Origin of the sequence: Mucilaginibacter sp. (assembly GCF_965225845.1) — a bacterium.
In the GTDB taxonomy this organism is placed as follows: Bacteria; Bacteroidota; Bacteroidia; order Sphingobacteriales; family Sphingobacteriaceae; genus Mucilaginibacter.
In genome coordinates this window covers 1-19,719 of sequence record NZ_CBDDBL010000002.1, presented here as the reverse complement: position 1 = coordinate 19,719, position 19,719 = coordinate 1, and the positions used below count along the sequence as shown (strand labels likewise).

Below are 19,719 nucleotides of genomic sequence, written 5' to 3'. Positions count from 1 at the left end.
CTTTAAGACTGCCAGTTATTTTTAAGCTGCCTGTATTTTTCCAGCTCCTCAACAGACAGGTGCTCCATTATATTGATCGATTTTCCGTTGGTGCCATTAAAAACATAATTGCTTTTGGCTGCCGTATCAAAAAACTGGATGCTGTAATTATTACTAAGTGTTTTATTATCGGCAACTATGGCCGCGAATTCTGTTTTAAAATTCTCTTTTTGTGCTATTGTAGCGAAAGCTTTTGGTTTCATAATAATAAAAAAAAGCATCCTCGGTTAAGAGGATGCTTTACGATTAAATTTTATATAGTGATTAAGCTACTTTTACATTTACCGCATTAGGGCCTTTTTTGCCCTGCTCAACTTCATACTGAACGCTGTCGTTTTCACGAATGTTGTCAATCAGTCCGCTTGAGTGAACGAAAACTTCGCTACCACCATTACTTGGTGTAATAAAGCCAAAGCCTTTCGTTTCATTAAAAAATTTTACTGTTCCTGTTTGCATTGTATTTTATATTAGCCTCAAACATACAATTAATTAATTGATAATAAGCTAATTATTTAATTTATATTAATTACCGTGAATAAACCTGCATAATCGTTGATTAATTTTAGGTTAAAAAGCGCTTTTTTATAGCCGATAAGGTTATTTATACTTTTCAATTTCAATCTCCGGATAATACCTGTACGATAGCATTTTTAATAACCGGCGTATAAAAATTTGGCGCCTGGTGCCCTTTTTCATCATTCAAAACAATCAGTTTTGCAGGCAATAACTTCGAGAATTCAATTGCTGCCGTTGGGTTTACCATATGATCCTGCAATGATGAAATAATGAGCATTTTTGCTTTGATATGATCGGCGGCATCTTTTAACGAGTTATTAAAGCTTCTAGAAATATCGTGGTTGATAATAGCATTCAGCTGGTAATCCGTATTATTCCAGTCCTGGTCCTGGCGGGTTTTGTTATAAGCGACCCATTTCGGTATATCTGCTCTGTTAACTGTTTTAACGCGGTCGGCGGGTGTGGTTAAAAACACGTCCAGCATCATGGTTGCATTGGGAATTATCGGATTAGTTTTATAATGTCCCTGGTTATAACCAGGGTTTTCTTCAATCGTTTCCCGTAACGTATTGTAAACCATCAGGTCAAAACTGGTTGGCTGCGGGCTGCCGACTATTGGGATCAGCACATCCATAAAACCCGGGTAGCTTACCGCCCATTGAAAAGTTTGTATACCCCCCATTGAGATACCCATAACTGCTTTTACATGTTTAATTTGCAACTTACTTGTTAAAAGCTGGTACTGGCTGTTCACCATATCGCTAATAGTAAAGCGGGGAAAATCCGCCCCGGGCTGCTGTTTACTGTTTGATGGAGATGAGGATGTTCCATCGCCCAAAGCATCAATAATAATTAAGCAATATTTATTGGTATCCACAGATAGCCATGGTTTAGTTGATTCCACACCCGAAGCGTCACCGGTATACCAGGTACAAAATATGATGGCGTTTGAACGGGATTTATCCAGATGGCCATGCACACGGTAACCCAGTTCGCAATTTTCTATTACTGCACCGGATTGAAGCTTTAAGTTGCCAATAGTTTGCGTGTGTGTGCCACTTGATATATCTGAAGATGTTTGGGCAAAGCCAGGCAATGTAGATAACAGCAAAAGTGTAGTGACTATCCTTTTCATATCATGGAATTTAAGTATTACAAATATCGAAGTAACAATTGGTTTATAATTAACTAATATATAAATCAGCTTTTATTTGATAGCTTTAATTATTCAAAGCTGATGCTATTTACTCACCTAATCGAAATAAAAATGAGCACAATCACAGTAAAAGACGGAACAGAAATTTATTACAAAGACTGGGGGACAGGCCAACCCATCGTATTTCATCATGGCTGGCCTTTATCCGGTGATGACTGGGACGCACAAATGATGTTTTTCCTGCAGTACGGATACCGTGTAATCGCCCATGACCGCCGCGGACATGGCAGATCAACTCAAGTATCAGGCGGGCACGATATGGATACTTATGCAGCAGATGTTGCCGAGCTTACGGAAGCACTTGACTTAAAAGATGCTATTCACATTGGCCACTCAACAGGCGGTGGCGAAGCTATCCATTATGCGGCCAACCAGGGTAAAGGCCGTGTAGCCAAAGCAGTTTTGATCAGCGCGGTTACGCCAATCATGGTTCAATCTGAAAGTAACCCTGACGGTGTGCCGATGTCGGTATTTGATGAGATCCGCCAGGGTACGGGATTCAACAGGGCACAATATTTTGAGGATTTCACCATGCCGTTCTACGGTTATAACCGTGAAGGTGCGAAAATATCAGTAGGTATCAGGAAAAACTGGTGGCGCCAGGGAATGATGGGCGGTGTAAAAGCTCATTATGAAGGCATCAAAGCTTTTTCGGAAACTGATTTTACTGAAGACTTGAAAAGTGTGGATATCCCGGTACTGGTTCTGCATGGCGAGGATGACCAGATCGTCCCTTTCCCAATCAGCGGGGCAAAAGCAGTAAAACTATTAAAAAATGGTAAGCTGATCAGCTACCCGGGTTTCCCTCACGGGATGCCGGCCACCGAAGCGGCTACGATCAATAAGGATTTGCTGGAGTTTATAAAAGCCTAAGTTTCTTATCCAAGTAACCTATAACTAAAAAGGTGGCCCTAAACGAGCCACCTTTTTATTGAATAAAATGAATGTTACTTTAAATCAAAACGGTCAAGGTTCATTACTTTATCCCATGCGGCTACAAAGTCGTGAACGAATTTTTCCTGTGCATCTTCAAAAGCATAAACTTCGGCAATGGCACGAAGCTCAGAGTTTGAACCGAAGATCAGGTCGACACGGGTGCCTGTCCATTTGATCTCACCTGAGATCCTGTCGGAACCGGTGAATACCTTTGCGGAATCTGAAGTTGCTTTCCAGGTAGTTGAAAAATCAAGAAGGTTTACAAAGAAATCATTGGTCAACGCTTCAGGGCGTGTGGTGAAGATACCATGTTTTGAACCATCAAAGTTAGTATTCAATGCACGCATACCACCAACTAAAACAGTCAATTCAGGAGCGGTCAATGTTAAAAGCTGTGCTTTATCAATCAATATTTCTTCAGCCGAAGCAGTATGAACATTTTTCAGATAATTGCGGAAACCATCACCTGCTGGCTCTAACACTTCGAATGATTCTACATCGGTTTGTTCTTGTGAAGCATCAGCACGTCCAGGAGTAAATGGAACGGTAACATCGTGGCCGGCATTCCTTGCAGCTTTTTCTATAGCAGCAACTCCGCCTAAAACGATTAAATCAGCAATAGAAATACTTTTGCCATCTGTATGTGCGCTATTAAACTCCTGTTGGATGCCTTCAAGGGTTTTTAATACCTTATCTAACTGAGCCGGCTTATTTACTTCCCAATCCTTTTGAGGAGCCAAACGAACTCGTGCTCCATTAGCGCCGCCACGTTTATCAGAACCACGGAATGTTGATGCTGATGCCCAGGCAGCAGATACAAGTTCGGAAATACTCAAACCTGAATCCAGTATTTTAACTTTTAATGTGTCGATATCAAAATTATCAACCAGTTTATGATTTACGGCCGGGATAGGATCCTGCCAGATCAATTCTTCTGCCGGAACGTCGGCACCCAAATAACGAGCGCGTGGGCCCATATCACGGTGGGTTAATTTAAACCAGGCACGTGCAAAAGCGTCTGCAAATTCTTCCGGGTTTTCATAAAAATGCCTTGAGATCTTTTCATAAGCCGGATCAGCTTTAAGAGCGATATCCGATGTCAGCATAAATGGCGCATGTCGTTTCGCCGGATCATGCGCATCAGGAATTAAGCCTGCACCTGCATCGTCCTTTGGTTTCCATTGGTTGGCGCCACCCGGGCCTTTGGTTAATTCCCAGTCATAACCAAAAAGGTTTTCAAAATAGTTATTACCCCATTTTGTTGGCGTGGTAGTCCAGGCGCCTTCCAGGCCGCTGGTAATGGTATAACCGGCATTGCCGGTTCCGTAAGAATTTTTCCAGCCTAAACCCATTTCTTCGATGGCGGCACCGGCAGGTTCTTTGCCCACATGTTCACCCGGATCAGCTGCACCATGCGTTTTTCCAAAAGTATGTCCGCCTGCAATTAATGCAACAGTTTCATAATCGTTCATCGCCATGCGGCCAAATGTTTCACGGATATCGCGTGCAGAACCCAGCGGATCAGGATGACCATTAGGCCCTTCAGGGTTTACATAGATCAAACCCATTTGTACGGCAGCAAGCGGGCTTTCCAATTCACGATCGCCGGTATAACGGGTGTCAGTTAACCATTCTTTTTCCGATCCCCAGTAAATATCTTCTGCGGGTTCCCAAACATCGGCACGCCCACCGGCAAAGCCAAAGGGTTTTAACCCCATTGATTCAAGTGCGCAGTTACCGGTCAATATCATCAGATCGGCCCATGAAAGTTTCCTGCCGTATTTCTTTTTGATCGGCCAAAGCAATAAACGTGCTTTATCTAAATTAGCATTATCAGGCCAGCTGTTCAATGGCGCAAAACGTTGTGTTCCGAAGCCAGCGCCCCCACGGCCGTCTGTTACGCGATATGTACCCGCGCTATGCCATGCCATACGGATAAATAACGGACCATAATGCCCGTAATCGGCTGGCCACCACTCTTGCGAGGTGGTCATTAGTTCAAAAATATCTTTCTTTACAGCATCCAGATCAAGGCTTTTAAATTCTTCCGCATAGTTAAAACCACTATCCATCGGGTCGGAAAGAGAAGAATTTTGGCGCAGGATGTTTAATTTTAACTGATTAGGCCACCAGTCGCGGTTCCGGGTGCCATTACCTGCACTTTGTTTTAAGGATCCGTTTAGAAAGGGGCACTTCGCCGAGCTTTGGTTATTAACCTCGGATAAGGAGCTGTGATCTGTGTGATTTTCCATAATTTACTGGGTTCATAAGTTAAGAACCTAAAATTAGGAAAATCTGTTTTGAGAACGCAATATAAGTTTCATACGTAAGTAATCTTTGTGTTAAGTTTGATATTAATAAGCCCTGGGTTTTAAAAACCCAGGGCTTTTCCATCCGATATACTTCTTTCTTGGTATATATATTATAAACCTGTCATTTTTTCGGCAGCTTCCGGGTAACGGTCACCTTCAATCTGGATCTTTGCTGCTGCTTCATTAATTTCTTTAAGATCAGCCGAGGTCAATTCAATATCAACGGAACCGATATTTTCTTTAAGACGTTCCAGTTTAGTAGTACCCGGGATAGGTGTGATCCAAGGTTTTTGAGAAAGCAACCAAGCCAGCGCTATTTGAGCAGTGCTTGAATTTTTGTCACTTGCTACTTTATCCAGCAAAGTAATTAATGCCTGGTTGGCTTTTAATGCTTCAGGTTGAAACCTTGGGTTGCCGGCACGGAAATCAGTACTGTCAAATTTAGTATCTGCACCCATTTTGCCGGTCAGGAAACCTCTGCCCAGCGGACTGAACGGTACAAAGCCAATGCCCAACTCTTCAAGTGTTGGGATAATTTCATTTTCAGGATTTCTTGTCCATAATGAGTATTCACTTTGCAGCGCGGTTACCGGTTGTACAGCATGTGCTTTACGGATAGTTTGCGCGCCGGCTTCTGAAAGGCCGAAATGTTTTACTTTACCTTCTGTTATCAGTTCTTTTACCGTTCCGGCAACATCTTCAATGGGAACAGCAGGATCAACACGATGTTGATATAGCAGATCTATCACCTCAATATTTAATCTTTTTAGCGAGCCTTCTACCGCTTCCCGGATGTGCGCTGGCTTGCTGTTTACTCCGGCCATTTTTCCATCCTGTATATTAAATCCAAACTTTGTGGCAATAACTACGTCCTTCCGCAGAGGCGCCAGTGCTTCGCCAACAATTTCTTCGTTGGTGTATGGCCCGTAAACTTCTGCCGTATCAAAAAAGGTTACTCCCTGTTCAACCGAGGCACGTAACAGCGTTACGGCATCCTTTTTCTCCATAGGATGTCCGTATGAAAAGTTAAGCCCCATGCAACCTAAACCTAATGCAGATACTTCAAGTTCGCTTTTTCCTAATGTTCTTGTTTTCATTTTGGTATGATTTTATCAATATTTTACTTTAGTAGTACAAGGTGGTGCCTATTTGCTTACAAGCTATTAAGTATTATAATATGACTTACCAATATTGCTGATTGACGACAAAACGTAGCAAAGACAGGGACAGAAGACACATCATAAAACAAACAGGCCGACTAAACCGCAGACCTGTTTGTTTAGTGAATAACTTAATTTTGTTTACTTATTTCAACTCGACGGTTTAAGATACGACCTGCTTCGGTTGAATTATCAGCAACAGGGTTGCTTTCGCCATAACCATTAGCGGTTATATTATCGCCGCTAACACCTGAATTAACCAGATATGCTTTTACGGCATTTGCCCTATCAACAGAAAGTTCCATATTGTGGGCATCGGTTCCTTCTGCTGAAGCATATCCTTTTAAAACAAACTTCACGGTTGGGTCAACCTTCATCAAAGCGGCAGCCTTATCCAAATCAGGATATGAAGTTGTTTTAAGAATGCCGGAGTTAAACTCAAACTGAATATTTGTAAATGTGTAAACCGGTGGTGCAGGCGCCGGCACTGGTGCAGCCGGTGCTGGTTGTGGTGCAGGCACTGGCGGAGGCGCTGGTTTTGTAGCTTCAGTCACCACTGGCGCCGGTTTTTGAGCCAGTTTTTTTGCCTTACAGGCCTGCATTGTAATTAGCGCGGCTAAAATAACAAGTACGGAAAAGTTAGAGCGGAATAGTTTCATTTTTTGTGTGCGTTTAATAATGCTAAAACGTTAATGAGGATAAGCTATTGCGTGAAGATAAAGATGAGCAAATGTATCCGAAAATTTATTTTACATTTGCAATCCAAAAAATACCCGGAGAGGTGTCTGAGTGGTCGAAAGAGCACGCCTGGAAAGTGTGTATACGCCAAAAGTGTATCGAGGGTTCGAATCCCTCCCTCTCCGCAAAACTACCTAGGAGAAACCACTTCTATTAATGATAGAAGCGATTTCTTATTTATCAACACTAAAGAAGTATAAATTATCTAACATACAAATATTCAGGTAGTTAATCTTTCAAAAAAGTCCTCTTTTTTTCATAATATAATGGAATCTTAAATCGGCCATGAAAAATGAGTGTGGCGGATAATTTGTTGTTACCGAATATTTTTCAATATTTTTTGTAATAAATTGACTATTAGTCTTTTTATTAATTATAACTATTGTGCAGGTGTTATACTTATTTTCTTATCATTCTGACTGGTTAGATAATGATCTTATTGTTCATTTTTTTTATCCTCCAGTTATACAGCCCATAAACTATCTACCATGTACTATTTGTTTATTCTACTGAATTTTATAAACTAATAATTTAAAAGTACCGGGTAGTGGTTTTCTTGTTCCGGTAACGGTTTCAGCAACGCTCAAATATATTTTGTGCGTTTTTGTATCTAAAGCCATAGTGCGCGCGCGGTTTTGTGTTTGCAAAGTTTGTACAATTGAATAAGAATCCGGGCTCAATTGTTTAATGATAGTAACCGTACCATCACCACAAGAACAAAATATCAGCTTAGTTTCAGGGTCATAATCAACTGCGTCAACGCCCGCGCCTATTGGCAAAGTAGTAATCACTTTGCCTGTTTTAACATCAACAACACTCATACCTTTGTTAGTACGGCAGCCGCTGAAGGTGCGCCCGTTTTTTATATCCATCGCAATGCCGGTAGGGCCTCCACCGGGGGACAATGGATAATTGGCAATTACTTTTAAGCTTTTTACATCAATAACATCGAGGCTATTTTTATCTTCCAGGTTATTATATATTTTCCCTTTACCGTCAGATACCGCAAATTCAGGGCCTCCGCCAAGGTCAATAGTTCCCACTTGTTTTAGCATGTTTGGATCAACAACTGATGAATTGTTACTATCTCCATTAAAGCTAAAAACATGATCACTAAACGGTTCGTAAATAATGCAATCCGGACCTTTAGCATCAACAGGTATAGTAGCTATTATTGCCAGCGTTTTAAGATCAAAAGCAACAACAGCATTTGCTTTGCCATCGCTAATAAAACCACGGTTAGCTTTATTATCAACAGCAATACCATGAATACCTTTTAAATTTTCGATAACTCCAACCTGTGTTTCGGTCTTTAGGTCCACTACGTTTACACAATTACTATGTGATACATAAAGCCTATCGTTCAATTTGTCAATAGACAAATAATCCCAGCCGCCATCGCCGGTGAGGGGGATGCTTTTATCCAGTACATAAGTTTGTGCATGTAACGCAAGCGGCGCAATACCAATAATTAATAGCAATGCGAATTTTAGAAAGTTGGTTTTCATTTGTCGGTGATTTATAATATAAATGTCTATCCGGATATTGTATAAAACTTGTATTTAATTATTTTTCGGATGATCTAAATTTGCTAAAGGGTTTACGCCACCATTGCGGTATAATATACGCAGCATGCTTGGCATCACAATCAGCAATAGCGGCAACGCAACTAAAAACCCACCAATTACAGCAATTGCCAGGGGTTGATGTAATTGTGCGCCGGCACCTATTCCTAATGCCAATGGCATTAGCGCGATAATAGCCCCCAAAGCAGTCATCAATTTTGGGCGTAGTCTTGTGGAAATCGAAAATATAATGGCTTCGTTTACAGAAGATGTTGCCGCACTTTGTTTAAACTGAAGGAATGTAAATATGGCATTCTCGCCAATAATCCCAACAATCATAATTAAGCCGGTATAACTGCCAACATTAAGCGGCGTGTTTGTAATAAACAAAGCAAGCAAACTGCCGGATACGCCTAATACAGCTATAACCAGGATCAAAAATGCTATCCTGAATTGTTTAAACAGGAATAGAATAACCCCAAATACAAGTAAACAAGCAAGTATTAATATATAAAGCAACTCTTTAAATGATTGTTGCTGCTGGGCGTAGGCCCCCCCATACTCAATATGATAACCTTGCGGCAAGTTTATTTTTTTAGCAATATTTTGCTTAATAGCAGCCATAACTGTGCCCAAATCTGTATTTTCCATACGGGCGCTTATTATACCCATAGATTGCAGGTTTTCGCGGTTTATTTCTGCATCACCAGGGTTAAGGGTAATGCTTGCTACCTGATTTATAGGTATTAATTGTCCTTTTGATAAAAAAACATCCAGGTTATTAATGTCCGCAATACTTAATGAACGGTTCCCTGGATAAACCATGCGGATTGGTGATAGCTGTTGTTGTTCAATTACATTTCCAACAATATTCCCTTCCAATGCAGTTTGCGCCTGCAATTGTAATTCGGCGGGGCTGATATTGTACTGGGCAAGCTTGTCGAAATAGGGATTGATAGAAACTGAAGGCCCTGCAATTACAATGCCGTCAAAAACATCAGCAGTACCTTTTACATTGCTTATTGCAGCCGCTGTCTGTTTGGAAAAACCCTGCAGTTTCTGCTGATCATCACCAAACACTTTTATTTCTATTGGCTGCGCTGATGACATTAAATCACCAAGCATATCGGTTATTACCTGCCCAAAGTCAATGGTCAATTCAGGTTGTGTGGATGCGATCTTGGAGCGCAGATCGCTGATCACCTCTTCTGTTGTTTGCTTATGGTTTCTTTTTAGCTGGATCAGGTAATCGCCTGTGTTGGGTTCCGTAATAAAAAAACCCATTTGAGTCCCTGTTCTGCGCGAATAGGCTTCAACATCAGGTTCTTTTATAATGATCTTTTCAACCTCACGCAATATCCGGTCAGTTTCCTCAAGTGATGTTCCAGGAGGAGAGGTGTAGTCTAATACGATACTGCCTTCATCCATATCCGGCAAGAAACCAGTTTTTAGCAATGGCGGAACAATTACAATAACAGCAATAAGAACTAATATGATAATAATACTAAGCCATGGGCGCAAAATAAACCACGAAACCCATTTTTGCTTTTTAACATGCTCAGCCTTTTGCTTCTTTTCTTTAAATATATTTTTAGCACTCGGCTTGCGGGTAAACAGCAGGTAAATAACCGGTAGTCCTATCCAAGTAACAAAAAATGAACATATTAGCGTAATGATCATTGTGTTGGTGAGCACGGTGAAATAAGCTCCGGCAACACCAGTCATCAATAAAAAAGGGATAAATATAACAATTGTGCTGATGGACGAACCGATCATCGCCGGGAAAAGATAGTCAATTGCTTTTTTCAGCAGATTACGGGTGAGCTCATCCGGATATTCTTCATGCATCCGGTGAATTTGCTCCACTATAACAATAGCATCGTCAATAATTAAACCTATGGATGCTGCTATGGCCCCAAGCGTCATAATGTTGAAGGTATACCCTATGCAATACAATACAATAAGAGTAAGGCACAGCGTTACCGGAATAGTTATAAGTATTGTTAAACTTGCTTTTGCCGAGCGCAGGAAAACAATAGCTACAATAATCGCTAACAATAACCCAACCCATAAGCAATCACTTACGCTTTTCACAGCGTCATTAACAAAATCGGCCTGAATATAGTAGGGTTTAATAGTTACATCGGCAGGTAATATTTTTTGCAGATCCTTTACCTTTTGATCCATATCGGCCGATACAGCTACCAGGTTAGCATTTGGTTGTTTTATTACAGCTACCAATACACCTTCGTGACCATTGGCGTTAATTTTTGTATAATCTATTCCTTCACTTATCTCAACGTTCGCGACATCCCTTAATTGGATAACTCTTTTACGGTCGTTGCTGATAACCATATTTTCCAGCCCCTCTTTTGTAGCAATAGTAGCATCAGTTATAGTTAAGTACATCCTTTTATAATCAGACAGATAGCCACCTGATTTTACAAAGTTTGTTTGAGCCAGGGCATTGCTAATCATATCAGGTGTTATGCCAAGCGAACTCATTTTTTGCCGGTTCAATACCAGCCAGTATTCTTTTATTTTCCCGCCAATTATCCGGATTTCCGATACGCCGTCAACCTGCGACAAAAAGGGCTTAACCGTATAAGTTGCCAGTTGCCTTAGCGCTATCGGGCTGCGGTTATGGCTTTCAAGCGTGTAGCCACTTACCGGCAGAATGGATGGGTTCATCTTTTCTACACTGATATTTACATCAGCGGGCAAATCATTTTTTATTTGATCTATTGCAGACTGGATCTTAGTTTGGCTCAAATCAATATCAGCGCCCCAGTTCATAAAAGCTGATATTTCACAACTACCCCGGCTGGTTGTACTGCGTACTAACTGCAGGTCGGGCACTTGTTTAATAGCGTTCTCCAATGGTTTGGTAACCGTAATCATCATTTTATTTACAGGTTGTAAACCTTCATCCGCAATTATTTTGATTTTAGGAAACGTAATATCAGGGAAAAGCGACGTTTGTAACCTTGAATAGGAATACATGCCCCCGATAATGACCAGGAACAGTAGCAGTGCAATTGGCTTTTTGTGCGAAATAAAATAATCCTTTACCGGCGTCATCAGTGTACAATTTTAACTTTTGCCGTATCGCTTAAACCATAATTTCCGGTTACTACTATTTTATCTTCGGGTGTAAACTTTGGCGATAAAATTTCCACCCTTTCACCAACTTCTATGCCTTTGGTAATGGGTACTTTAATTGCTGTGGTTGAATTAATGAGCTTCATCACCCAAAATTCGGTTTGCGTTTCGTTGGTTAACACAGCCGATTTTGGCAGCGAAATGGTATTTAATTTTGCTGTATGTATAATCCGTGCTTTTGCTACCAGGTTTTCAGGAATTTGCGTATTGGTGTTTACTTTAATCACCACGCCTTGTGTTTGCGAAGCGGTATCTACCGCAGGCATGAAAGATGTTACCTCGCCATCTATCTTTTCTCCATCGGGCAATAATAATTGAACACCCTGGTTAATTTTTACCGAGTTACGCATTTCAAAGGGTAATTGCATAATAAAAGCAAAACTGCCACGGTCGCTGATTACGGCTAGTTGTTCTCCATCCTGAACATAATCACCAACCTGGTGATTCAATTGGGTAATGTAGCCGTGCCTCGCCGCTTTAATACGGTTAATGCCTGAAAACTTTAAGCTGGTATCTAAAATATTAATACTGTTACCAATACTTGCTGCCTCTTTGGTTTTAATGGTGAACAAGGTTTTGCCCTCATTAACAAACTGGCCTATTTGGGTATTAACCTTTTGCACATATCCATTTGTATTTGACTTTACAAAGTTTTTTTGAAGAAAAGATGAAGTAGCGTTCAGCGTGGTATAATCAACCATACTACTATCACTCACACTGGTAACCGTAACGGGTACCTGGGCATTTACGGCTTTATCATCATCTTCACCATCAATTTTAGTGTTGCTTCCGCAAGATGTTAACATAGCAACAATCAACAGTAGAGACAGGGAGTAGATTTTATATGATATGCTAAATTTCTTCATGGACTTATTTATTCCAATAGTTTAATTGGTTAATGAGTTGCAACCTGCTGATAACGGTTTGCGCCCTTAGGTTTTTTATGCTCAAATAATTATTTACAGCAATTATCAGGTCGGCAATTTTAAGGTCGCCGGTTTGCAGTAGCTCGGTATCAACGTTTATCAGGCTTTCGGTATATTTAGTCTGATCATTTATTTGTGCTATCAGCCTTTCATTCTCCAAAATCTGCTGATTTAATTGTGCTATTTGTTGGCGATATTGCACATCAAAAAATGCTTTATAATTTTCACGTGTTTCTTCCTCTAAAGATAATTTGCGGTGTTGCATTTTACGCTGGCCGCCATCATATATTGGTAATACAAAACTAAAGCCGGCACTAAACCCAATATTTTTATATGCCTGGCCCATAAAATCGCTATTGTATCCTCCATCAGCAAAAACATTGGCTTTGGGTTTATAAGCATAATCTACCAATCGCTTGCTATTGATGATTTTTAAGCTATCCAGTTTATATTGCTGAAAATAAATACTGCTATTTGCTTCCGGCATGCTCATTTTTTGAATATCAGGCTCCGTAAGTTCATTGGTAGTGGTGTCCGCTATACCGGCCAGGTAGTTCAACGTAGCATAATCATTTTTGTATTGCGAGCGAGCTACCGATAGCTGCAATTGCTGTTGTTTTAATGTAACCAAAAAAGTAAGGTAATCACTTTGCCGGTAAACGTTAGCGCGCGTAAGTTTCTTAAGTACCTCTTCTTCTTTGGTAAGCAGATCAACAACATCTTTATTAAAGCTGTATTGTTGTTGATCACCATAGGCCGTAATGTATTGCGCTGTAACCGCTTTTTTCAGATCCTGCTCAGATATTTTTGCAGAATTACTTAGTGACCGCGATTGCAGCATGATCGCTTCAACCTGGGCATTAACGTTTCCTTTGCTAACTATAGCCTGATTAACGCCAACTAAACCGGCGAGTGTATGTTCGTTGGTAATAGCCTCCGAATAGCCGTAGCCATTTAAAACAGGCGCGTATAGACCGCTGCTGTTTAAATTTACCTGCGGTTTGTAACCAGCCTTTATCCGCATACTATCAATTTGATTTGATGCTATTTGGTTATTAAGATCTTTTAATAAGGGGCTATTGCTTTTCGCGAGTTCGAGATAATGATTTAGCGTGTAGGTTTGCGCCAATGATACAGAACAGGTAAATATGCACAAAACAATGCTTAAAAATAATCTCATTATCAATAACTCCGAATGATTTGTCAGCTAAACTATATTATAATCTTGGATTAATTTAGTAATGCCGATGGGGTATGAATCAATAAGTAATGGATAAAAATGCATCCCGATAAAACTGTTTTACAGTTCCGCTGGACACATTTTTAATCGAAACTTAGATATCCGACAAAAAAGAAATAAAATCAATGAGTAAGTTAATTAATTTTTAATGAAACCGTAGCACTTTTTCCAAAAACTACTTTGTTATCCGGATTTAAAGGCTGCGTGTTCCATAAACATTCACGTACCGTTAATACCTGTTTTGCAGGGTCGAGTGATATTAATTGAAAAGAAACAAGCGTTTCATCTTTGGATGAATATTTACCCTTCATCGGCGAATCAACCCTGAAAACATTTAGGGCAACATCGTTATCCGGACCGTGGTAGGTATAAAACTGATTCCAGTTGCTATTACCATGAAAATAAGCTACAATATTGTGATGAGCTTTCAGGAATTTAACAAAACCACGCTGTTCAATTGCTGTTGCATCCTCATCCTTTCCAGCGGTATTACCTTCTTTATAATGCTCTTCAACAAGGTTTTCAAACTTGTTTTTTATAGTCATATTATATGGTGGCAAAGGATTGGTGAAGTGTTTAGACTCACATTCAGGTTGATCATGTGTGAAAATAATTACCGGTGTTGTAGAGGCAACTGTATCCAGATCCTTTTGCATCCAGATCCGTTCGGCTGAATCAGCCCAAAGCGTAATAAATTCAAAGTGGATACCTTTTATATTTCTCGAATAGTTGATCTTATCAACTTTATAATTATAATCCTGGTTGGTGAGTGGTTGTTCAGGCTTTAGCATCAGGTTGTAAATATTTACCATTGATGTTGGGTCCGTAAGCGGGTTCATAGGCTTAGCAAAGCCAATCGCATTTGAAATATCATGATTTCCGGGCACTATTAACAATGTTGCCGGTTTTCCATCGTGCCCTTTTACGTTTAAGCTATGCATATAATCGTGCGAAAACTGCGCCCATGATTTTGCTGCGCTCTGGATCGGAATTTCCATACGGTTAGCGATGTCACCGCCTTCAATTACATAATCAATTCCACCAACCTGTTTGCCTGCGTTTACTCCGTTATCTGCCGGTAGGCTAAGTGCAGGCAAGGCGTTAATTTGTTTAACAAGTGTTGCATTCACCTTGTAACCCGGCACAGCAGTATCCCCCCTGAATTTATCACGGGTAATGCCGTAATGCGAATCCGAAGTAAAAACCATTTGCACCGTTTGGCTCGATGCAATTGTTGGAGATAGCATCGCGGCAGCTAAAAAAGCTACCGTTGCTATTTTGTTTATTAAAGTCTTTTTCATTGTCTGACTAATTCTTTTCAATTGGATCGGCAATGCTGTACGCGTTACGGTTAGCTTTAACCAGTAATTTAATTGTAATTGGATATTTATTTGAAAATTGCCACAATGCATTAATAACAGCAGCCGGGGCTGATGTATTTATCTGTGGCGCAGTGCTGTTAATATCTACCCCAATCCTATGCCCATCGTTACCAATGGTATTGTATGAATTTGGAATGTAGGATACGTAGTTGGATCCTTTAACCAGCCAAGGAGAAATAAAAATATGATCGTACCAGGATTTCGCCCCGCCGCTAGTACCGCATGAATTGGGTACAGTTGCCAGGGCCCTGGTGGTAGTGGTCAATTGTGATGCATAAGAACTTGCATTATCTTCCCATTCAGCAGGGTATTTTACTGTTTGGTCCGGATAAAACGGAGGGTCACTCATACGTTGTGTGGAGTCAGTTGCAGTTATTACACTTTGGTAACCTGCTTCATAACTGTTGGCGGTATTAAAATCGCCCATGTTTATTAAATTGGGGAAATACGCAAATTTGGCTCGTAGCGTGGCCATATACGTAGATACCTGCTGATCCCTGGTTGTGCTTGGCGTACCGGATTGCGTATGATTAACTACTACATATATGTAAGTAGTATCATGAGTAATAGCCAAATTGGGGTCGTTATAATAAAGTTTATACAAGTCAAAATCCGTGATGTATTGATATAAGGTTTCTGTTTTTACAAAAGTTAACTTTTGCTTGTTATAAAATAATACAGACATGCCGCCACCGGAAACATCGGTAGGTGTGGCGAACGCGTAACGATTCGGGAAATCAATATTAAGAACACTGTCCCTAATATTTATTGCCAAATTATCAGGCATAGTTGATGAGATAGGAAAGGCATTCATTTTTTCGCAGCTTAACAGGTCTGGTGAAGCATACTGAATAATAGTTTTAAAATAACCATTTAAGGTAGACGTACTTCCCTGGCACATATCACCATAATTTAATACGTTGTAAGCCATAACTTTTAGCGTATCAGTTTTATCAACTGTATTAGGTAAAGGTTGCGGAATAACAATCGGCCCGGTTGGTGTTGTAGTAGTAGTTTTAGTGGCCGGTGCAGTACCTGGTGATTTTGAACATGCTACCCAAAAAAATATTCCTGTTATTAAAAAAACTATCGCTGCTTTTGCTTTCATCCTGGTATTTGCTTGAAAAATTATTTTGCTTTAAAAATAAAGGCAGCCACATATGTAGCTGCCCTTATGTATGTAATTAAATATTAGTGTTGGTTACCTGTACCATTTGTTTGGTAGCAGCCCATATCTTTTCCTGGAGCAGTGATACCGCTTGAACCGAAGTTAGGATCAACAGGGATGCCTGCTGTTACATATGTATAAGTTGAAGAAGCAGCAGTTCCTTGGCCTATTGCCGGTGAACCAGCTTGCAAACGGAAGTTATAGCTATCAACAGATGCTTGAGTTAACCAGAAACCTGCAGGAGCTGGTAAAGGATAGTTAACAAACATTGGGTTATTTTTACCTACTAATGAAGTACCATCATAAACTAAACCAAAAGTGTAAGAAGCGCCTAAGAAAGCCGCCATATTTGGAATGCCATTGGTTTGAGGATGTGTAACAACCGGCTGAGCAACGTTTGTTGGTACAAACTGGCCTGCGATAGCAGCATTATCAGCGTAATAAAAGTTATAATTTGCAACGGTTTTCGGGATCAGATCTGAAGAATTTAAAGTAGTATCAGCTAAATAAACTTTAGCACCACCCGGGCCGCCGGCAATACGTACACCAAAATCGCAATCAACAACCAGGTTGTTAAATACTGCTGCTCTTGAGTTGTTCTCAATTTCAGCAGAACCACTTCTTGCACCGTAAACACCACTGTTTCTGAAACCATCGTTTACATAAGTGTTGTTATACATTGCAAATTGGCATTCGCCTGCTGTAGTACCGTCACTTGCAGTTTTTGTACCGTTTGTAGCACCGCCTATAATTAGGTTGTATGCCATGTTACCTACAGCGCTACCTTTGGCGTTAAAGCCGTCGCCACCGTTACCACCAGCTTTTTCCATGGTATTTCTCATGATGTTGTAAGTACCGCCATAAAAACGGGTTGCGTCATCAGGACAGCCGTATAACCATGAATCTTCCATAATGAAGACACCGGCAGGATTCATAAAATAAAGGATATACTGAGCTCCGGTTTTTAATGAGTTAGATCCTGAGAAAGGCAAGGCTTTTAACGCAGCACCACCAAAATCAAGGTGAGTCCATTTAATTACAACCAATTTACTTGTTGGGCCTGCATAAATACCGCCCCAGCCACCTACGTAAGCCGAATCGGTACCAAAAGTAGAAGCACCTGCAACTTTAGTTCTGCGTGGGTCAGTAATAGTAACCGGAGACGCTTGTGTACCTAAGCTGATCAAATCACCATTTACAATGATGTTTGCACCGTTGGTCATATTAAGCTTTACACCTTTTTGGATCAATAGCGTATCGCCTGCATTAATGGTGATGTCACCACCTATAGTGTAAGTTTGATTAGCCAGGAATGTACCTTTGTAAGTTCCTGCAGGTAAAGTACCTGTATTCGGGATTGCTTTACCAATCTGGATCTGTGGTACTGATACCACAGTTTTTTGACCACCTTTACCGCATGCCGCAAGCAGTAAAACTGATAATCCTAACGAGAGAATTTGTAATTTTTTCATAAAATGATGAATGAATAAATGTTTATTGATTTTTTAAAGTGTGTGCTTGTTTAAAAATTGTATTTAACCCCTAAGTTGTAGCGGGCAAAATATTGATCATATTCTACAGTAGTGTAATTTGGGCTCTCCTGGTGAGGGTATTTGGCTATACCAGAGTAGTTGTAAGTGTTATTTTGCTTTACTATTAATTCGTAAGGGGTATTTAACAGGTTATTGGCCTTAGCATAAATAATAAAATGCTTGCCGATTTTCTTTTGTACAGAAAAGTCTAAATAAGTAGATGGCCTTTCCCAGGTATCAAGGTTGTAATAATTTGATACCGCTTCAATACGCTCACCTACATATGATAGAGATAATTGAGCATCTAAACCATTTCGCTGATCTTTGTACAATAATGATGCATTCCCAATGTTTGCAGCCTGTCCCTGTAAAGGCCTGGTTTGTTCGCGGCTGGTTATTTCACCATTAAGATCAATACTCTTAGCTGTAGTGATTTTGGAGTCAGTGTAAGTATAGTTTATTTCTCCGCCTATGTTACCGAAGTACTTTTTTGCCTCTATTTCTACGCCGTAGTTTTGGGCATTGCCAAAATTAGATGGGGTGTAGTTTAAGCTTGCTCCACCGTTTTGATCTTGTTTAAGAACTGTTTCAATAGGATCAGTAAGATTTTTATAAAAACCTCCTATCATAAATTCATCAAATACGCGGGGAAAAAATTCGTACCGTAGGTCGTAATTGTCTACAATAGTGTGTTGTAGCTCTGGATTTCCTTGGTAACCATAATTTTCGTCAGAAGTATATACTACGCCGGGAACAAGTTGATCAAAAGACGGACGAAGAATAGATTTATAATATGATGCCCTTAACGCCTGATTATCTGTAAAGTCGTATTTTAGATTAACACTAGGTAAATAGTCTGTGTAAGTTATCGTAGCTGTTTTAGCAGGAAAATAAACAGGCAGGTTAGTAAGATAAGTTTGATAAGTATGTTCGGCCCTTAAACCTGCTATCAGATATAATTTATCACTGATGTAATATTTAAACATTCCATAACCACCTTGTACGTTTTCGGTAAATGTGTAGTCGTTAGCGTCTGTAGCATAGGAGCCTTTTGCATTGAGCGAATCGGAACCCAGGAATATGAATTTCGCGTTCGGGATAGTTGTATAAAGCTCATTTGTTCCATTAACAACTGTGTTTGGCAGGTTATAATTGTTATAATAATTATCTCTTGTTTTGTGCCTTAACATTCCACCGGCAGAGAAAATAACTTTTCGGCCAAAAATTGTTGCATTATAATGCAAATTTAAATAGGCAGATATGTCTTTATCTGTATTATGAGACCACAGCCGTGATTCATTTTGAACATAAGTAGGTGTAGTATTTTATACCTTGTGCCACTGAAACGTCCGGCTCGTTGGGGTTGCCTGTGGCTTCATTTGTTGTAGATGTAGGACTTGTACCATATTTTGTGTCAAATTCCGCATCATCAGGTAATTTATGTTCTGCTTTTGAATCTGAAACGGACCAGTCAAGTGAAAACGGATCACTTATTTTATGCTTTCCATTTAAAGTTAAATTAAGAATATCTTGCAGGTCGGAACGTGTTTCTGTAAGATTATCAACAGAGAATGTACCACGATAACCCTGGTAGGTATAACCACCATAAGTATCGTCAATAGTTTGACGAACGCGGTATTGGTTTAATGCAACATAAGTAGCAAATAAATTGATCGTGTTATTTTCATCAAATTTATAGTCCAAAGATGCAATGGTCCCTATTCGTTGCTGTTGTGTAGAATATTGACGCTGGTACGAACTTTGGAAAGCAGTCTCCTGGTTTTGGTCAGTACCCGGTAGCGGTGGGCCAACAGTATTTGATTGCAA

The 19,719-nt window shown here is 40.1% G+C and carries 16 protein-coding genes and 1 tRNA gene; 2 read left to right on the top strand and 15 right to left on the bottom strand.

What is annotated here, in order from left to right; genetic code table 11:
- Positions 1–2: 2 nt before the first annotated feature.
- The 3 genes from ACYZ0U_RS03910 to ACYZ0U_RS03900 all read right to left on the bottom strand — a co-directional run bounded on the left by ACYZ0U_RS03910 (position 3) and on the right by ACYZ0U_RS03900 (position 1,690).
- Positions 3–242: a hypothetical protein gene (locus ACYZ0U_RS03910; protein WP_461450046.1), complete on the bottom strand. Its 240-nt coding sequence runs from the start codon at positions 240–242 to the stop codon at positions 3–5.
- A gap of 61 nt (positions 243–303) precedes the next feature.
- Positions 304–495: a cold-shock protein gene (locus tag ACYZ0U_RS03905; protein WP_461450044.1), complete on the bottom strand. Its 192-nt coding sequence runs from the start codon at positions 493–495 to the stop codon at positions 304–306.
- A 160-nt stretch (positions 496–655) separates the two neighbouring features.
- Positions 656–1,690 (bottom strand): alpha/beta fold hydrolase, encoded by a 1,035-nt coding sequence (locus ACYZ0U_RS03900; RefSeq protein ID WP_461450042.1) that lies wholly within the window; start codon positions 1,688–1,690, stop codon positions 656–658.
- A 132-nt stretch (positions 1,691–1,822) separates the two neighbouring features.
- Here ACYZ0U_RS03900 and ACYZ0U_RS03895 point away from each other — a divergent pair, with 132 nt between their 5' ends.
- Positions 1,823–2,644 carry an alpha/beta fold hydrolase gene (locus tag ACYZ0U_RS03895; RefSeq protein WP_461450040.1) on the top strand — a complete coding sequence of 274 codons (822 nt, stop codon included), beginning with the start codon at positions 1,823–1,825 and terminating at the stop codon, positions 2,642–2,644.
- A 74-nt stretch (positions 2,645–2,718) separates the two neighbouring features.
- On the opposite strand, the gene katG is transcribed toward ACYZ0U_RS03895, so the two are convergent.
- The 3 genes from katG to ACYZ0U_RS03880 all read right to left on the bottom strand — a co-directional run bounded on the left by katG (position 2,719) and on the right by ACYZ0U_RS03880 (position 6,838).
- Complete coding sequence (katG, locus tag ACYZ0U_RS03890) at positions 2,719–4,959, bottom strand: catalase/peroxidase HPI (RefSeq protein ID WP_461450038.1); 2,241 nt, start codon at positions 4,957–4,959, stop codon at positions 2,719–2,721.
- A 170-nt stretch (positions 4,960–5,129) separates the two neighbouring features.
- On the bottom strand, positions 5,130–6,116 hold the full coding sequence (locus tag ACYZ0U_RS03885; protein ID WP_461450036.1) for an aldo/keto reductase: 987 nt from the start codon (positions 6,114–6,116) through the stop codon (positions 5,130–5,132).
- 194 nt (positions 6,117–6,310) lie between these two features.
- Entirely contained in the window at positions 6,311–6,838 is a 528-nt protein-coding gene (locus ACYZ0U_RS03880) for an OmpA family protein (RefSeq protein WP_461450033.1), read from the bottom strand.
- Positions 6,839–6,954: 116 nt separating this feature from the next.
- Here ACYZ0U_RS03880 and ACYZ0U_RS03875 point away from each other — a divergent pair.
- A tRNA-Ser gene (locus tag ACYZ0U_RS03875) sits at positions 6,955–7,042 on the top strand.
- A 381-nt stretch (positions 7,043–7,423) separates the two neighbouring features.
- Here the strand turns inward: ACYZ0U_RS03875 and ACYZ0U_RS03870 are convergent.
- From ACYZ0U_RS03870 to ACYZ0U_RS03830, 9 genes are all read right to left on the bottom strand, one after another.
- The gene (locus ACYZ0U_RS03870; protein WP_461450031.1) at positions 7,424–8,425 is read right to left on the bottom strand and encodes a YncE family protein; all 1,002 of its coding nucleotides are present in this window, start codon (positions 8,423–8,425) and stop codon (positions 7,424–7,426) included.
- A gap of 54 nt (positions 8,426–8,479) precedes the next feature.
- The gene (locus ACYZ0U_RS03865) at positions 8,480–11,563 is read right to left on the bottom strand and encodes an efflux RND transporter permease subunit (protein ID WP_461450029.1); all 3,084 of its coding nucleotides are present in this window, start codon (positions 11,561–11,563) and stop codon (positions 8,480–8,482) included.
- Positions 11,563–12,450, bottom strand: coding sequence for an efflux RND transporter periplasmic adaptor subunit (locus ACYZ0U_RS03860; protein ID WP_461450027.1), 888 nt, complete (start codon positions 12,448–12,450; stop codon positions 11,563–11,565). Before ACYZ0U_RS03860 ends, ACYZ0U_RS03865 begins: the two co-directional genes overlap by 1 nt.
- Positions 12,451–12,514: 64 nt before the next feature.
- Positions 12,515–13,750: a TolC family protein gene (locus ACYZ0U_RS03855; protein ID WP_461450025.1), complete on the bottom strand. Its 1,236-nt coding sequence runs from the start codon at positions 13,748–13,750 to the stop codon at positions 12,515–12,517.
- Positions 13,751–13,944: 194 nt separating this feature from the next.
- Entirely contained in the window at positions 13,945–15,111 is a 1,167-nt protein-coding gene (locus ACYZ0U_RS03850; protein ID WP_461450023.1) for a metallophosphoesterase family protein, read from the bottom strand.
- Between the two features lie 7 nt (positions 15,112–15,118).
- Entirely contained in the window at positions 15,119–16,300 is a 1,182-nt protein-coding gene (locus ACYZ0U_RS03845) for a hypothetical protein (RefSeq protein WP_461450021.1), read from the bottom strand.
- An 83-nt stretch (positions 16,301–16,383) separates the two neighbouring features.
- Entirely contained in the window at positions 16,384–17,832 is a 1,449-nt protein-coding gene (locus ACYZ0U_RS03840) for a hypothetical protein (RefSeq protein ID WP_461450019.1), read from the bottom strand.
- 50 nt (positions 17,833–17,882) lie between these two features.
- Positions 17,883–19,181, bottom strand: a complete 1,299-nt coding sequence (locus ACYZ0U_RS03835) for a TonB-dependent receptor domain-containing protein (RefSeq protein ID WP_461453682.1) — start codon at positions 19,179–19,181, stop codon at positions 17,883–17,885.
- A gap of 7 nt (positions 19,182–19,188) precedes the next feature.
- A partial coding sequence (locus ACYZ0U_RS03830; protein WP_461450017.1) for a hypothetical protein occupies positions 19,189–19,719 on the bottom strand: 531 nt, incomplete at its 5' end.